Origin of the sequence: Larkinella rosea (assembly GCF_003858635.1) — a bacterium.
Classification (GTDB): domain Bacteria; phylum Bacteroidota; class Bacteroidia; order Cytophagales; family Spirosomataceae; genus Larkinella; species Larkinella rosea.
The window spans coordinates 1434092-1449393 of record NZ_RQJO01000008.1; the positions used below are offsets into that span (position 1 = coordinate 1434092).

Here is a 15302-nt window from a genome sequence, read left to right on the forward strand (position 1 = left end):
AGGTGATTTTTTGCCCTGTAGGGGCGAGATGTTTATAGAAATAGGTTATCGACGATGAATCGCGTGCCGTAGGTACGAGACCGTTTCGTACCTACGGCACGCGTGGAGATTAGGACATTTTTCTTTTTGCTACACACATTACGTGCCTAACGGCACGGAGTTTAATTATTTGACTACTAACCCTTCAACTCATGAAATTATCGAATGCTTCCCGCCGGGAATTTATCAAAAAAACCGTCGCCGGAACCACGGCACTATCGCTGGGCGGTATTTTGCCCGGTTTCAGTCCGAAAAGTTACGCCAATATTATCGGTGCCAACGAGCGAATCAAGGTAGCCGTGATGGGTGTTAACTCACGTGGTTTTGCGCTGGCGAGCAACTTCGCGCTTCAGAAAAACTGCGAGGTGATTCACATCTGTGACGTCGATTCGCGGGCGGCCGACAAAGCCATTGCGACCGTGGCAGACCTCCAGAAAAGCCGTCCGAAAGCCACGCCCGATTTCCGGAATGCGCTGGAAGACAAAGACCTGGAAGCCATGGTAGTAGCCACGCCCGACCACTGGCACGCTCCGGCGGCTATTCTGGCCTGCAAAGCCGGAAAACACGTGTACGTCGAAAAACCGTGCAGCCACAATCCGAACGAAGGCGAATTGCTGATGGCGGCCACCGAAAAATACAAACGGGTGGTGCAGATGGGCAACCAGCGCCGGTCGTGGCCAAACGTCGCGAAAGGCATTAAGGAAGTGCAGGACGGCATTATTGGTCGGCCGTATTTCGCCAAGGGCTGGTACACCAACAACCGTGCGTCGATCGGCATTGGCAAGGAAGCCCCCGTTCCGTCGTGGCTGAATTACGATTTGTGGCAGGGACCCGCCCCGCGCCGACCCTTCAAAGATAACCTGCTGCACTACAACTGGCACTGGTTCTGGCACTGGGGAACGGGTGAAGCGCTTAACAACGGCACCCACATGGTCGATCTGATGCGCTGGGGGCTGGGCGTCGAATTTCCGACGCGGGTTTCATCCGCCGGGGGGCGTTATCGGTACAAAGATGATTGGGAAACGCCGGATACCCAGGTGATTACGCTGGAATTCGATAACAATACCAGTATTGCCTGGGAAGGGCGGAGCTGCAACGGCCGCACGGTTGAAGACAACAGCGTGGGTGTGGTTTTCTACGGCGACACCGGTTCCGTAACCATCGAAAGTGGCAATACGTACAAGGTCTACGATTTGCAGAACAAGCTGGTGAAAGAAGCCAAAAACGACTTTGTAGTCGATCCGCGCGACAAGATGAATCCGTCGCAGGCCCTGGATGCGATTCACATTCAAAACTTCTTCGACGCGATTCGCAAAGGTACGCCATTGGTTGCCGACATCAAGGGCGGTCACCAGAGTACGCTGCTGTGCCAGTTGGGCAACATCGCCCTCCGAACCGGCGAAACCCTGAACATCGACCCGAGCAACGGCCACATCAAGAACAAGGGTGTGATGAAAAAGTACTGGAAACGGGAGTACCAATCCGGCTGGGAACCAACGGTTTAGTCGCCGGTATTCGCTCAATCACTCATTCGCACATTCACTCATTAGAACTTGATGAAAGCAACACTGGCGGCCGTCGATGTCAGCGCGTTAAGCAAGCGGGATACGCTCGTTTCCATCCTGATCATCGGACTGTTATTCTTTATTTTCGGTTTTGTTACCTGGGTCAACGCGATTCTGATTCCGTATTTCAAAATTGCCTGTGAACTCACCAATTTTCAGTCGTATCTGGTCACGTTTGCGTTTTATATTTCGTATTTCGTGATGTCGGTGCCGTCGTCGTACCTGCTGAAACGCACCGGTTTCAAGAAGGGCATGATGGTCGGCTTCTGGATTATGGCGGTCGGCGCGTTTATTTTCGTGCCCGCAGCCCTGACCCGCACCTACGAAATTTTTCTGCTGGGCCTGTTCATGATTGGCGTCGGACTGGCGGTTTTGCAAACGGCGGCCAACCCGTTCATCACCATTCTGGGGCCTCAGGAGCGGGCCGCCCAGCGGATCAGCATCATGGGCATTTGCAACAAGGGCGCGGGCGTGCTGGCGCCGATTCTGTTTGCTGCCGTGATTCTGCGGGCGACCGACACCGACCTGTTCGCCCAACTGCCAACGATGTCCGCCGTGGAGCGAAGTGCCGCGCTGGATGCGCTGGTTCGGCGGGTGATCATGCCGTATTCGCTGATGGGTTTCGTGCTGATCGGGCTGGGGCTGATGGTGCGGTTTTCGCCCTTGCCGGAAATCAACACCGAGCAGGAAACCGCCGAAGTCGCGGCCGCCAATTCCGGGAAAACCACCATTTTCCAGTTCCCGCACTTGATTCTGGGCGCGGTTGCCATTTTCCTGCACGTCGGCAGCCAGGTGATTGCGGTCGATACGGTGATCGGATACGCCAACTCCATGGGAATCAGCCTGCTGGAAGCCAAGACGTTTCCGGCTTATACGTTAACGTCCACAATTATCGGTTATATTTTAGGCATTTCGCTGATCCCGAAAACCATCAGCCAGGTGACGGCTTTCCGGTTTTGTACGGTTCTGGGGGCGGTTCTGACGCTGCTGATCATTTTCACCAGCGGCCCGGTTACTGTTCTTGGCCATTACGCCGACCGCTCGATCTGGTTTGTCGTGTTGCTGGGTTTGGCGAATTCGCTGGTCTGGGCCGGTATCTGGCCACTGGCGCTCGACGGTCTGGGCCGATTTACCAAACTTGGCGCGGCCATCCTGATCATGGGGCTTTCCGGCAACGCCATCCTGCCGCTTTTCTACGGGCACTACGCCGATGCCTACGGTGTCAAAACCGCTTATTGGGTGTTGTTCCCGTGTTATTTGTATTTAATGTTTTATGCGTTTTGGGGGCATAAGGTGAGACGGTGGGTGGGGTGAGGTTCATCAATCTAATTACATCCGGGTACTAGTAAACCGGATGTAATTAGATAGTCTAACTCTTGGAAATCAGCGCATTGGTCGATAGCCTTTGGCTTTTTTGCACCCTATTTCGTATCTTCCTGTGTTATTATAGCAATATAAGCCATTAGAATCATGAATGAGCTAACCAAATATGATAGCATTCAGGAGTTGAAAGCCACCACAAAACCTCTCGACCTAACTTCTGCCAAATCGGAGGAGCATCACGATCGGTTTGAACGCTTTATTAACTCTTTGAAAGGTAGCGATGTCAAGGATGTGTCGCCGTCACGGAACAAAACGTCTGTAAATAAGGATACTGCATATGGCCTATGACGATTCTGATTACAATATATTCGAGATATTTAAGCGGAATAAGGTAGAATATATGGTTGTCGGGGGCTTTGCAGTGTCGTATTATGGAGATTACAGGAAATCAATAAATCAGGAAGGAAAAATCGTTGACAAACCAGATTTAGATTTCTGGTATAATCCAAGCTATGTGAACTATTACCGGTTGCTTGATGCTTTACAGGAATTGGGTAGAGACGTAACGAAATTTAAAGAGGAAGCCTCCCCCGATCCCAAACGATCCGTTTTCAAATACGAATTTGAAGATTACACACTTGATCTCCTGCCAATCATCAAAGCGCCACTAAAATTCTCGAAAGCTTATGCCAGAAGAAAAGTTATTGAAAGCAATGGAATTGAATCAGTATTGACGATTTAATTCAGGACAAGCAAGCCTTGGGAAGGCAAAAGGATTTGGATGATATTGAAAATTTAAGAAGAAATAAGCCTCACTAAATTTCCTTGGAAAAATCCGGCATACGGTCGGCATCAACAGCTTGAAAGCCCACTTCAATTTATTTAGAAGGCGTTAGGAAGATCTGATTCGTGACCTGCGTCTTCACCATCGGATTTATAATCCTTACAAAAACCCAAAAAAGGGCGGTTTCTTCACCGCCCCCAAATTCACTTTACCACGAAACCGCCTTCAGCCGAACGCCCTGCGGATTTTCGGCGTCGGACAATTTGAGGGCGGTTTTTCCGGTTTCGACCTGGTAATTCATTGTTTCCTGCTTCAATTCGTCCTTCCGGGCGTCGCGGTTGATGTTGCTTTTGGGTGCACAGGCGTAGAAGCCCCGGTAATTGCCGCTGGTGGGCGTGATGATAAATGAGCGATTGGCTTCGTTTACTTTCACCGTCCCTTTGAAATAGCTGTAGGCTTCCGTCCGGCAATTGTAGCTGGTCGTGGAATTGATCACGTATTCTTCGTAGGTGCCGTTGGCGTGGAATTCAAAGACCAGCGCCTGCTCGTAGGCATTGCCGGTGTACTTGCCGTTGTAATCCCAGAAAGTGGTGGGCGAAAACGTACCGTATGACCATTTGCCGACGAGTTCCGCCGGTATTTTTCCGCTACCGGGATTGGGACCTGCTCCGTCGCCGGACGACCCATCGCCAGGATTGACAATATCGGAACCCCCTTTTTTACACGCAACCGAGAACACAATCAGTGCCATCAGCGCCAGAAAACGCATTTTCATTGTTCAGTAGTTATTTGTTGTTTATGATTTGCAAAGCAAGATAAATGCGTAGCAGTGGCCAAAAACCGCCTTACTCAATACGCCAAACCGGTGACTGAATTGCGGAAAAAAGTAACTGAATTGTTTAATCGTCAACTGCAAAGAAGGCGATTGTGCCAAACTCGCAAAAACCGCTACCGAATTGATCAAAACAAATGAATGGTTCGTGGTATATTTCCGAAATGCTGTTAAATTTCAGCCTGGCTTCAACGGATTGATCTTCACTGAAGTCAGCACTGTTTGACCCTTTTTCGTTTGGCTCACCGATGGTTTTTTACTGCACTTGTTGGCTAATTGGGTTGTTGGAAAACACCGGGAAGAAAAGTCTGCTCCCTGTTTTTCTGGGCATAACCCTTTCGCTTCAGGCCCAAAAAATCGATTCCCTGCAGAATCAGTTGCGGATGGCCAAACCGGACACGCACCGGGTGAGTCTATTGAACGATTTGAGCTATGGGTATTGGCTCAGCGGGGACGATTCGCTGGCCATCCGGTATGGAGCGCAGTCGGTGAGTCTGGCCAAAAAGCTGGGATTTTTGAACGGCGAAGGCAAAGCCCGGCTGCACCTTGTTCGTATCGAAGCCGATCGGATGGTCGACTTCAAGGGTGCATTTGCTCAGGTGGACACCGTGTTGCAGATTGCGGCCACCCTGAAAGACCGGCATCTGGAAGCGGAAGCGTATATTCGGAAAGCCCAGCTACTGGAGACCAATATGGCGCGACAGCGGGAAATTATGCCGCTTTATGACCAGGCCAACGCCATTTTTATGGATATGAACGACAAGTCGTGGCAAGGGACGGTTTTTAATGAAAAAGCGCAGTTTTATATCCGAAGCGGAAATTTTGGCAAAGCCATCGAATTTCTGCTGAAAGCCCGACAGCTTCAGGAAGAGGTGAACGATTTGCGGGCGCTGCGGTCAACGCTACCCAATCTGGGTGTGGCCTACTCGGCACTCGGACTTTACAAAGAAGCACTCCGGGCGTTCGATGAGGCCGAAACCGTGGCTAAAAAACGCAATGATAAGGTCCTGGAAGCTTTTTTGCTGAACCAGCGGGCGGATATTTTTGAAAAAGAAGGGCAATACAAAACCGCTCTCCAGGCGCTGACCCAGGCTGCCAGCATCCACAAAACCACCCGGGCGGCCTACTGGCTACCCAAAACGTATTCGCGGATGGGAAGGGTTTATCTTCAGTTGAAAGACTATGAAAATGCGCTGAAATATACTCAGTTAGGCGATAAACTGTTTCAGGATGTGGTCGATTCCGATGATTTTCTGGACCACGTGGTTCAACTCAATTATGCCAAAATAGCACTCGCTAAAAAGCAATACCGCCGGGTGATCGACTACGCAACCAAAGGGGTGGAGTGGGCCGAAGAGTCGGACCCGCCGTTGCTGCCCGAAGCCGCCGAATACCACCGGCTGCTGGCCGAATCGTACGGAGCTACCGGTCAGATTGAGCAGGCATTTGTCCATTACAAAAAATTCAAAACCGACTCGGATTCGCTGCTCAACAAAGAAGCACTGCAAAAAGCGATGGCTTCCGCCATGAATTACGAATTTGAAAAGCAACACCAGCAGCAAAAACTGAACATTCAGAAGCTGGAAAACGAAAATCTGGCTCAAACGCGCAATTTCCTCGTGGCGTTGTTGCTGCTGGGCGCGGGTATTCTGGGTTTTGTGTTTTGGAATAACCGGCGGCTGCGCACCAGAAACGACGAATTGTCCCGGAAGAACGCCGAAATCGAAGCGGCTTTGTACCGGGGTCAAACGATGGAACGGAAACGGGTGGCGAGTGAATTGCACGACAACGTAGCGACCCGCGTATCGGCTCTGAAATGGCGGTACGAAGCCTTCGATACGTCACAGTTCGATCGGGATCAGCAGACCGAACACGCTCGTTTGCTCGAACACATCGGCGAGATTTACGACGACATTCGCTCCATTTCGCACAACCTGATGCCCGAAGTGCTGGAAAAAGCGGGGCTTCAGGCTGCCCTGATCAAGATGGCGGACACGCTGAACGTTCAAAACCGCACCCGGTTTCTGTTCGAAGTGGAAAATTCGGGTGTGGTTGTACGGGGAAAAACCGCCTACGAACTCTACGCCATTACACTGGAACTGGTCAACAACATTCTCAAACACGCTAAAGCGAGTCAGGCCGGTATTACGCTCTTGCGGCAGAATGGTTTTCTGGAACTTGTTGTTCAGGACGATGGACAGGGATTCCGGCAAAGTTCGCGATCGAATGGCATTGGGATTCAGAATATTCAATCCCGGGTGGATCGGCTGGGTGGTTCCTGTCAGATCGTAAACCGGGAGGAAGGCGGCACGCTTGTCAGGGTGCAGATTCCGGTTGGTGAATAAAGTTGGTTGTCAGAGGGATCTCTGTTTCGCGCGGATAGTAGGATCTGGAGAGAATCCGAGTTTTGTGCCCTTATCCGAGGTCTGTGCGGCATAGGTCTGTGAAGACGCAGCATCACTTAATGCGGCAGCGGGATTTTCTCAAGATACGGATCAAGGTGTTCCAGATCACATTCCGACGTGATTGCTAAAATTGATTGGCTGGCAATGGTCAGTCGGGAGGATTGCAGGTGTTGACACTGGACGTTATAACCTCGGGCGTGAACCACCAGCGTCAGAATCCCGTCGGCCTGCCAGCTTTCGCTCTCGAGCGTCAAACGTCGGTTTTTCTCCTTGTCACACTCAACCAACGTTTGAACAGATCCGGTTTTCCCTTTTCCGTGGCGCCCGCCAAAGGCTTTCTCGAGTAAATCGTTGTATGCACAGGTTATTCGGAAAAGGCGGTTTTCGTAAAATACCAGAAACAAATCTGGAATGAAAACGCCCTGAATTTCAATGGCATCGGCTTTGAAGAGACGAATGTTGGCACAGACTAACGTTAATGTTCCTTTGACAACGGGCGGTTCCTGTTCCCGGAAATTCGAAGCACTGATTGAATCGGGCGTTGTAATGCCAATCCTGAATTTTCCCAAACCTTCTACCTTCGGTTGTGCAAAGAGGGGGCTGCTGAGCAGAGCAAAAATCAGGACTTTCATAGCTTTTTACCGTTTGACAAAGGCAGTCGGGGTTTGGTGGTAAAACTCCCGGAACACTTTGGTGAAATAGGAAGGCGTCTCAAAACCAACCAGATAGGCGGTTTCGGCCGCGCTATGCCCCGAGCGCAACAGGTCGATGGCTTTGCGAAGGCGGTATTGCCGGATCAGTTCAACCGGCGAAAGCTGGGTCAGGTTGTGAACTTTCAGGTAGAGTGCCTTCCGGCTCATGGCGAGTTCGTCGGCCAACCATTCGACGTTCAGGGTCGAATCGTCGAGGTGCTGCTCGATGAGGGTATACAACTTCCGCAGAAATTGATCGCCCACCGTCAGTAGCGGGGGGGCGCTGTCGGGCTGGGCGAGTTGCTGGCGGTAATGATCGCGCAGACGTTCCTGACGATTCAGCAGATTCCGTAGCCGCAACTGGAGTTCGCCGAGGTGAAACGGCTTGGTCAGGTAGTCATCGGCGCCCAGCGACAGGGCTTTTAACCGGGAAGCGTCTTCGCCACTGGCCGACAAAAGGACGATGGCAATGTGGTCGGTTACCGGATCGGTTTTTAAATGCTCGATCAGACCATACCCGTTCAGCCGGGGCATCATGAGGTCGGTGATGACAATGGCGGGCAGCTCTTCTTTGGCCAGCACCCAGCCATCATGGCCGTTAGCCGCCGATCGTACCCGGTAATTCGTACGCAATTCGGCCACCATAAATTCCCGCAGTTCAGCGTTGTCTTCCACCACCAGCACCAGCGGGTGCGATTCGTGTTCGTCGGAAAAAACCGGAGCCGCTCCGAGTAAGGCCGGTGTATCAACCACAACGGATGGCCCGGCCACCAAAGGGGCAGAATCCGGATGAGTGGTGCGCTGGAAAGGCAATTCAAGGACGAAAACCGTTCCCGACTCCCGGTCTTTGCCTTCGATCTGACTTTGAACATCCAGCGTTCCACCGAGCCGCCAGGTCAGTTCGCGCACCAGCGCCAGACTGATTCCCGTGCTGTCGTTGGCTCGAATGCGCTGATTATCACCCTCATAAAACCGGTCAAATACGTGCGGAAGTTTGTGAGCGGTAATGCCAATTCCGGTATCGCGAACAGTCAGGCGGGCGCCTGTAGCCGTTTGATGCAGGGAAACGGTAATACCACCGGTATGCGTAAACCGGACGGCGTTGTTCAGGAGGGTCGAGAGAATCATCTCCCATTTGTCGGCGTCGAAGCGGTAGCTGCCCGGCAACAAATCCGTTTCGTACGTCAGCGTCAGGTTTTTACTGTCGGTAGAGGGGCGGAACAGTTCGACCAGTTGTTCCACAAAACCGGGTAAATCCCCCACCTGGTCAACCAGTTCCGTCGATTGGGTTTCGAGCTGGTTGATGGCGATCAACTGATTGATGAGCCGCAGCAACTGCCGGGCGTTGCGCCGGACGGTGGTCAGCGGCTGGGGAATGGCTTCCGGTAAATCAGCGGTTTCCAGGAGCTTATCGACCGTGGAGACAATGAGCGACAGGGGCGACCGGAGTTCGTGGGTGATGTTATTGAAAAACCGGGTTTTAACCGTATCGATGGCTTTCAGTTCCCGGGCTTCGCGCAACTGCTGAACGGACCGGCGAGCATTCCCGATGGTGGTTTCGAAGTCCTGAAAATCAATGGGTTTCGTGATAAAATCAAGAGCTCCCCGATTCATGGCTGTGCGAATAGTCGTCGCATCGCCCCATGCCGTGAGTACCACCGCGCGGAGGATGGGGTTGATGTGCGGGAGCTGATCCAGCAGGGCCAATCCTTCCTTCCCGGACGTAGGTAAGCCAATCAGTAGCAGGTCGATATCGGATTGCTCGTTGAGAATGTGGAGCGCCTGCTGGTTGTTGGGGGCAAAAATAAACTCGTAGGTACCCTTCAGAATAGATGGGTGAAACCGTTGCTGAAAGAGGTTTACCAGCTCAATTTCGTCATCTACCACTAATAGTTTTGTCTTCATGAATCAGTAGGGAGTATTCACAACACAACTGCAAGTTCTAAAGGTACGAAATTCACTCATTAACGCAGAAAACCGGTCCAGGGCGGACCGGTTTTCTGATGTGGACATAATCTGTGAAAGCTATAGGGTACTTAGTACGCGGTTAATTGACGGCAATCAGACGGGTAGTGAATTCGGGTTTATGCGTTGCCAGGGTTAAATGATTGACCTTCGCATCGACGCCATTGGAGATCACAACCTGGTATGCTCCGTCGGGTAATCCGCTGATATCCAATGATAATCTGGCGGCTTTTTGGCGTTTGCCAATTTCCTGGACAAAGTATTCTTTTCCGGCCGTGTTGACCAGCCGAACTTCGACAGTGCCACCGGTTTCTTTATCGACGGCAACGCGGAGCTTGCCCTGCGCATCCGTATACAGGCTGGTTTGGTAAGCCGCTGCTTTGGAGACGGGAGTCGGACGGGTGGCTGCGAAAGAAGGAGCGAATCCAGCGAAGGTCAGCAAAAAGGCAACGGCGAGGGGTTTTACGAGCGTTTTCATGATCTATGTAGTTTAGTTTGATTGTCCGGTTTGGATGATTCAAAGGTCGGCTACATCGGCCAAAGACGCTGTCAAAAATGGGTCAATCGCTGACACTTTTGGGAAATTGTTCGAAAACGGTTTCCCAAAAGTGTCAACCGGTAACTTCGTGGCAAATCTGATGCCTGTGTCTTCACAGGCATCGGATTTGCCGAACTTCTTCTTCCCCAAAGATTTAGCTGGTAAAGAGACATTCACTTACGCTTTTTATTCATGTTTTGCGTTGACCCGACCGTGGCCTGTGCGGACACAGGCCACGGTCGGGTGGTATTCCCATTGTCAACGGATGTTTTTAACGTGAGTCTAAAAATAGTGGCGGTTATTGGCCTGAAAATTAAACTTCCGCTTTTGTCTGCCGTTTATACTGCTACCAACTACCTAAATAAATGCAAGTTGCTTAAAATCAGGGGTTCGTAATGCACTATGAAAAATCAGGTATTCGCCATCCTTTTAGTGGCAGGAATTTTAATTTTCTTCGCAGTCTACTGCTATGCGGTTATTGATTGGGTGACCGACTACCGAACGGGTGTTTACCGGCGCGATCCTTTGGAGGCTTGGTATGAAACGTTGGCTCTCGTTCTTTATACCCTCCTGGGGCTTCGTTTTATGAACAATAGAATTGGTAGCCTGTAATGGGGCTAATCAGAAATGCGATTGTTGCCAGTCAGACAAAAAAGAAAAGAAGCGGAGTTAACGCATTCGAAGGTAATTAGTCAAGTCTGTGACCTGTGAAGACACAGGTCACAGCCAGGTTAAACCATTACCTGGATTCGCCCGATAACGGGATCCACTGCGCCGACAGATCCGGTGTTTTCATATTGGCATCCAGCGGAAATATCGGTCGTTTGATCCGTTTGTAGGGCAACCGAAACAAATCCTGATCGACTCCGCCGGGGGTCAGCGCCATGATCCAGCCGACCTGCATGGCGTAGAGTTCCGGTTCGAGATAGCCGATTTTCACGACGACAATATCCGATTTCCGGGGATTCAGGCTCAGGCGCGTAAAATCGTTTTCCTTGTGATACGGTTTTCGTTTCTGGGTAACAATTACGTGAACGCTTCCCACTTTCACCACCACTTCGACCTCCGCATCTTTATCGCCGTATACGATCGATTCGACCGTGCCTTTGAGCGGAACCGGCGGAGAAAACCGGGCGTCGACATTCGCGCCCGCTACGCCCTCTACCTGCCCGCCAACACCCGCAGCGATGGCTTTTTTCACCAAAACCGGATCAGGAATGGAAGCATAAATCAGCGAAGGGCCGTCCGCCCGCTTAAACTCCGGTCGGGCCAGAATCTGCGTGATCGTCCAGGTAACATCGCCCGCGCCCCCGGCGGTCGGATTATCGCCGGTATCACTGATAAAAAAAGGGTGATTGGCACTGGCCAATGCCTTCGCCAGCGACTGGTCCAGTGTGCCGGTGGGAGCCACAAAATCGAACTGCGACCGCACGTTCCAGAAAGCCTGCGCCAGTTGTTCGGCCGACCGCCCCACTTTCGCTTTGTCATCGCCGACCACCATAACCACCGCGTGATTGCGGGGCTCATCCGCCCAGGCATAGCTGATCCAGATGCCCGCATCGACGATGCCTTCCTGATGGTCGGCGAGGGGAGCCACCTGTTGATAAAGACTTTTGCCGGGCTCAATGCGCGTGCTGGTTTTTTCGCCCGGCAGCAGAATCGGAACGGCAATCCAGGCTTTGTATTTGGGTTTGCCTTTGCCGCTTTTGATTCGTTCCAGCAGGTTGACGACCGCCCGTTCTTTGGTTTGCATGGCATCTTCGTGCGGAGCCAGCCGGTAACAGGTCATCAGGTCGGTGTTTTCGGCCAGTCGCGGAGACACGCAGCCGTGCAGATCCATCGACGTGGAAATGAGGGTTTTATAGCCAATTACTTTTCGGATTCGGGTGATGAAATCGCCTTCCGGATCGTCGAGACCCTTGACGCTCATCGCACCGTGAATATCCAGATACAGGCCGTCGTAAGGGCCGTATTTTTTGAGTGAATCCAGCGTTTTGGTAACCAGCGATTCGTAGGCTTCCCGTGTCACCGCCCCACCAGGGAGTGATTTGCCCACGATAGCCGGAAGCCACACCGCCTGTTTGCGCAAGGGCGAAATGGCCATCATAAACGGATAAGCGTTGAACACTTCCGGCCCATACCGGGCGTGAAAAGCTTCTTCGTGCGTGACTGCCGGCGAAAAAGTACTGGATTCAATGCCCAATCCTGCGATGGCGACGCGGGGCAGTTTGGGCGAAGGCGATTGGGCAACGGCCGGGCCGACGACGAAAAAACAGGCAAAGAGCCACAAACAGATTGGTTTCATGTCCACAAGATAACGGTTTCGGGCGTGTAAAACCAGCCGGATTTGATTCCTGCCGCCGGTAAAAACCGCTCTGGTGTACCAGTTCGTCCGCGCTGATTGGTATCCTTCCCGGAAATGCATTCGCTACCTTTTTATGATATCCGGTTTCAGCGCTTTAGCCCGAAAATTACCCGGAATAGGCGGTTTTTGGCTGATCAGAAAACTCAAACTGATTTTTTTAGTTTCTATTGACAACCATCGCGGCACTTTTTTTGTCGGTACACATGAATAGATGGTAAACGGTCTGATCAGGCATCCAAATTTTAATAGTCAGACAGATTAAATACCGCTGAACACAATTTTCCTGATTTACTCAACGTACTATAATTATCACTGAAGCCACTCATTCGTATGACAGCATTCACCGAAAAAGGGATTTTGGAGCAGTTGACGACCAACCCCGCCAAAGCAGCCAAGATGACTCCTCAGCAACTCGATCAGATGATGGTGCGAATTGCCGGGATGATTGAACCGCATACCGGAATCAAGTTAAGCTGGGAACTGCCTCAAGGGCCCGCCAAATCCATTCAACAGGATCAATTGAAAACGCTGGCGGCCCTGTATCTGGGGGAATAAAGTCATTTTAGTAAGATGCCAATGGAGTTTCTGGTGCTTTTTCGCGAGCCGGATGGCCGGGCGGAAGCGCACGATCCGGTTTTTGCTCAACAGCACCAGCAACACTGGCAGGCTTGGTTTGCCAAATACGGTCAGTTAGGCAAACTGGCTGGTGGACAGGCGCTAACGCTGGAAGGGTTGGTGTTGCACAAGGCCGAAGAACCGGCTCAACCGGGTCCATACCGGGTCGGAGCTGAAATTGTCGGCGGGTATCTGCTCCTGAAAGCTGCTGATCTGGAAGAAGCCGCTTCCATCATTCGGGAGTGCCCCATTTTTGAAGCCGGAGGATACGCCGAAATTCGTCCGGTAATGAGTCGCGGGAGCCAATAATAATTGGGTTTATCAGACAATCACCCGGTTCGCCCGTTGGTTATTTTCGGGCTAAAGTTTGTTTTTCCAGGCATTCATTTTCGTCAAAATTGCTTCAGTTGAAGCACTAAACCGGATCAGGTTTTTGTCCGGATTTTGCTGGTAAATGCTGATGTAGAGCTGGCAGAATTCGATGGAATCCTGGTAAATCAGGTTGGCCAGTGCGTCTTTCCCCCGGTATTTTTCAATCACTTTGGCCATTCGGTACCCCATGTCGTAGGCGATTTCGTCGTATGCCGTTGTAAAGGCAATGTTGTATAATTCGCTGAGGTTGGCGGTCGAATCATGAAACGCGGAAAAAAGCAAGCTTTCGAATAAGGCAAAATTCTGCCGCGAACGCTCGCCGTTTCGATTATAGCTATCCTGTTGCGATTTCGAAAAAGCCTTCGGATTTTTAATTCTCGTAAAATCCCCGACCAGATTGGCCGTGCCCTCCGACCACAGATTGGAGAGCATAACGGCGGTTTTGAAAATGTTTTTGGGCGGTTCGGATGCGGTTTTTTCCTTTGCCCGGGTTTGCTCGCCGACGTGTTGAATCGAATGGTATAATTCGTGGGCAACCAGCTCGAGTAAGCCTTCATAATCGTCGCCTATCTTCTGTAGGGCCACATTAAACGTATCCTCACCGCCAAACATGAAACCCAGCGATCCGCCACCCACCAGAAAACACGCCCGAACCCTGGCCTTGATGTTGGGGGGTGAGTACGGTTGGATGCGGTCTTTCACTTCCTCGATAAACGTGGTTCTCGTTTCCAGTTGGACAATCAATGGCTTGATTTCGCCAAGTTTAGCTTTAACGGTTTTCCAGTCGAAGGGGTCGTTGCCTTTGATTGTTCCGGTTTCCACCATTTCCCGCAGGGTCTGTTTAAAGGCGGTTTCTGTTCCCGACTTATCATAGCTGGTAACTTTTCTGATCAACTGCTGGCTGCCATACAGTTTCGCAATCCGATCCAGTTCCGCGTCGGTCGTCCGGGATTTGGCGAGTAGATTGGTAACGGCCTTCGCGCTCTCGAAATCAAGCTGAATCGAAAGGTCCGATTGCACACCCGGTTTTTTCGATTCCTGAGAAAATGATGCCCTGCTACCCCAAAAAAGCAAAATGGCGATACCAATGGTTAATTTCATACCTGAAAAGTCGATTGAAGGTTGGGTCGATGGAATTGTCCGGCTGGAATTAACTAATTTGGCAATCAAAATGAAAGTATGTGAATTTTTATTTGTGATTGATTCATGGCCAATCGTTCCCGTAGACTTGTCGTTTCGCTGGATACCTACCTGAGTATTCTGGCGGTTGTTTCCAGTTTCTGTGCCATCGGCATCACATTTTACCAGGCGTATCTGTAACGGACGCAGCAATAAGACCCATTCTGGACAGTTATAACACCTCCAAATTGGAGAATGGCGGTCATGGGTATGCCATTGTGGTGTCTAATAATGGCCTTGGGCCAGCATTCATTGAAGAGGCTTCGTTTTATTATTGCCGGTACGAAATACTCTTCACTCAACGGGTTTGTTAATGCCGTTCTGAAGCAGGAGAATAGGACGGACACCACGGCATGGTCAGTGATCTCTGGAAAGGGCTGGTGATTCCCCAGGGCGAGAAGGTGGCCTTGATTGAATCGCAGAGTAAAAAAACAGAGCAGGCGATTCGCCGGCATATGGATCAGATAAAAATTAAAATTCTTTACCGGTCCGTTTACGATGAGCAGTTGTTTTGTTGGTAAACGAAGGGTCTGCCACCGTTACACTCCCTAATGGTGGAGCGGGTGGTTATAGTACCTATAAATTTGAATCCGGGAGCAAACTTCATCCGAATTCAGGGCAATGGAAC

13 protein-coding genes are annotated in these 15302 nt (G+C 51.1%); 7 read left to right on the forward strand and 6 right to left on the reverse strand.

From position 1 onward, the window contains the following. The first annotated feature begins 191 nt into the window (after positions 1-191). The 3 genes from EHT25_RS14620 (at position 192) to EHT25_RS14630 (ending at position 3669) form a co-directional block, all read left to right on the forward strand. Entirely contained in the window at positions 192-1544 is a 1353-nt protein-coding gene (locus tag EHT25_RS14620) for a Gfo/Idh/MocA family protein (protein ID WP_124875681.1), read from the forward strand. 51 nt (positions 1545-1595) lie between these two features. Next, positions 1596-2918, forward strand: coding sequence for a sugar MFS transporter (locus EHT25_RS14625; RefSeq protein ID WP_124875683.1), 1323 nt, complete (start codon positions 1596-1598; stop codon positions 2916-2918). A gap of 346 nt (positions 2919-3264) precedes the next feature. Next, entirely contained in the window at positions 3265-3669 is a 405-nt protein-coding gene (locus tag EHT25_RS14630; RefSeq protein ID WP_124875685.1) for a hypothetical protein, read from the forward strand. Between the two features lie 250 nt (positions 3670-3919). Here the strand turns inward: EHT25_RS14630 and EHT25_RS14635 are convergent, their stop codons facing one another. Next, complete coding sequence (locus EHT25_RS14635; RefSeq protein WP_124875687.1) at positions 3920-4486, reverse strand: hypothetical protein; 567 nt, start codon at positions 4484-4486, stop codon at positions 3920-3922. 338 nt (positions 4487-4824) lie between these two features. On the opposite strand from EHT25_RS14635, the gene EHT25_RS14640 reads away from it, so the two are divergent. After that, a complete protein-coding gene (locus tag EHT25_RS14640; protein ID WP_185731364.1) occupies positions 4825-6888 on the forward strand; it encodes an ATP-binding protein in 2064 nt (687 codons plus the stop codon). Positions 6889-7004: 116 nt separating this feature from the next. Here the strand turns inward: EHT25_RS14640 and EHT25_RS14645 are convergent, their stop codons facing one another. The 3 genes from EHT25_RS14645 to EHT25_RS14655 form a co-directional block, all read right to left on the reverse strand. Further along, entirely contained in the window at positions 7005-7580 is a 576-nt protein-coding gene (locus tag EHT25_RS14645; protein ID WP_124875691.1) for a hypothetical protein, read from the reverse strand. A gap of 6 nt (positions 7581-7586) precedes the next feature. Next, entirely contained in the window at positions 7587-9545 is a 1959-nt protein-coding gene (locus tag EHT25_RS14650) for a response regulator (RefSeq protein ID WP_124875693.1), read from the reverse strand. 142 nt (positions 9546-9687) lie between these two features. Continuing rightward, complete coding sequence (locus EHT25_RS14655; RefSeq protein WP_124875695.1) at positions 9688-10083, reverse strand: T9SS type A sorting domain-containing protein; 396 nt, start codon at positions 10081-10083, stop codon at positions 9688-9690. Positions 10084-10545: 462 nt separating this feature from the next. On the opposite strand from EHT25_RS14655, the gene EHT25_RS14660 reads away from it, so the two are divergent. Next, a complete protein-coding gene (locus EHT25_RS14660; RefSeq protein WP_124875697.1) occupies positions 10546-10755 on the forward strand; it encodes a hypothetical protein in 210 nt (69 codons plus the stop codon). 127 nt (positions 10756-10882) lie between these two features. On the opposite strand, the gene EHT25_RS14665 is transcribed toward EHT25_RS14660, so the two are convergent. Beyond that, positions 10883-12448, reverse strand: a complete 1566-nt coding sequence (locus EHT25_RS14665; protein ID WP_124875699.1) for a M81 family metallopeptidase — start codon at positions 12446-12448, stop codon at positions 10883-10885. Positions 12449-12838: 390 nt separating this feature from the next. On the opposite strand from EHT25_RS14665, the gene EHT25_RS14670 reads away from it, so the two are divergent. Continuing rightward, positions 12839-13063 carry a hypothetical protein gene (locus EHT25_RS14670; protein WP_124875701.1) on the forward strand — a complete coding sequence of 75 codons (225 nt, stop codon included), beginning with the start codon at positions 12839-12841 and terminating at the stop codon, positions 13061-13063. A 21-nt stretch (positions 13064-13084) separates the two neighbouring features. Then, the gene (locus tag EHT25_RS14675) at positions 13085-13432 is read left to right on the forward strand and encodes a YciI family protein (protein WP_124875703.1); all 348 of its coding nucleotides are present in this window, start codon (positions 13085-13087) and stop codon (positions 13430-13432) included. 51 nt (positions 13433-13483) lie between these two features. On the opposite strand, the gene EHT25_RS14680 is transcribed toward EHT25_RS14675, so the two are convergent. Then, entirely contained in the window at positions 13484-14596 is a 1113-nt protein-coding gene (locus EHT25_RS14680; RefSeq protein WP_185731365.1) for a DUF5700 domain-containing putative Zn-dependent protease, read from the reverse strand. Positions 14597-15302: the final 706 nt, after the last annotated feature.

What these genes read in the sequence shown, in the direction of transcription:
- EHT25_RS14635 (WP_124875687.1), bottom strand. Translation starts at nt 4,486, where the DNA reads ATGAAAATGCGTTTTCTGGCGCTGATGGCACTGATTGTGTTCTCGGTT.
- EHT25_RS14680 (WP_185731365.1), bottom strand. Translation starts at nt 14,596, where the DNA reads ATGAAATTAACCATTGGTATCGCCATTTTGCTTTTTTGGGGTAGCAGG.
- EHT25_RS14675 (WP_124875703.1), top strand. Translation starts at nt 13,085, where the DNA reads ATGGAGTTTCTGGTGCTTTTTCGCGAGCCGGATGGCCGGGCGGAAGCG.
- EHT25_RS14645 (WP_124875691.1), bottom strand. Translation starts at nt 7,580, where the DNA reads ATGAAAGTCCTGATTTTTGCTCTGCTCAGCAGCCCCCTCTTTGCACAA.
- EHT25_RS14620 (WP_124875681.1), top strand. Translation starts at nt 192, where the DNA reads ATGAAATTATCGAATGCTTCCCGCCGGGAATTTATCAAAAAAACCGTC.
- EHT25_RS14630 (WP_124875685.1), top strand. Translation starts at nt 3,265, where the DNA reads ATGGCCTATGACGATTCTGATTACAATATATTCGAGATATTTAAGCGG.
- EHT25_RS14650 (WP_124875693.1), bottom strand. Translation starts at nt 9,545, where the DNA reads ATGAAGACAAAACTATTAGTGGTAGATGACGAAATTGAGCTGGTAAAC.
- EHT25_RS14660 (WP_124875697.1), top strand. Translation starts at nt 10,546, where the DNA reads ATGAAAAATCAGGTATTCGCCATCCTTTTAGTGGCAGGAATTTTAATT.
- EHT25_RS14655 (WP_124875695.1), bottom strand. Translation starts at nt 10,083, where the DNA reads ATGAAAACGCTCGTAAAACCCCTCGCCGTTGCCTTTTTGCTGACCTTC.
- EHT25_RS14665 (WP_124875699.1), bottom strand. Translation starts at nt 12,448, where the DNA reads ATGAAACCAATCTGTTTGTGGCTCTTTGCCTGTTTTTTCGTCGTCGGC.
- EHT25_RS14625 (WP_124875683.1), top strand. Translation starts at nt 1,596, where the DNA reads ATGAAAGCAACACTGGCGGCCGTCGATGTCAGCGCGTTAAGCAAGCGG.
- EHT25_RS14670 (WP_124875701.1), top strand. Translation starts at nt 12,839, where the DNA reads ATGACAGCATTCACCGAAAAAGGGATTTTGGAGCAGTTGACGACCAAC.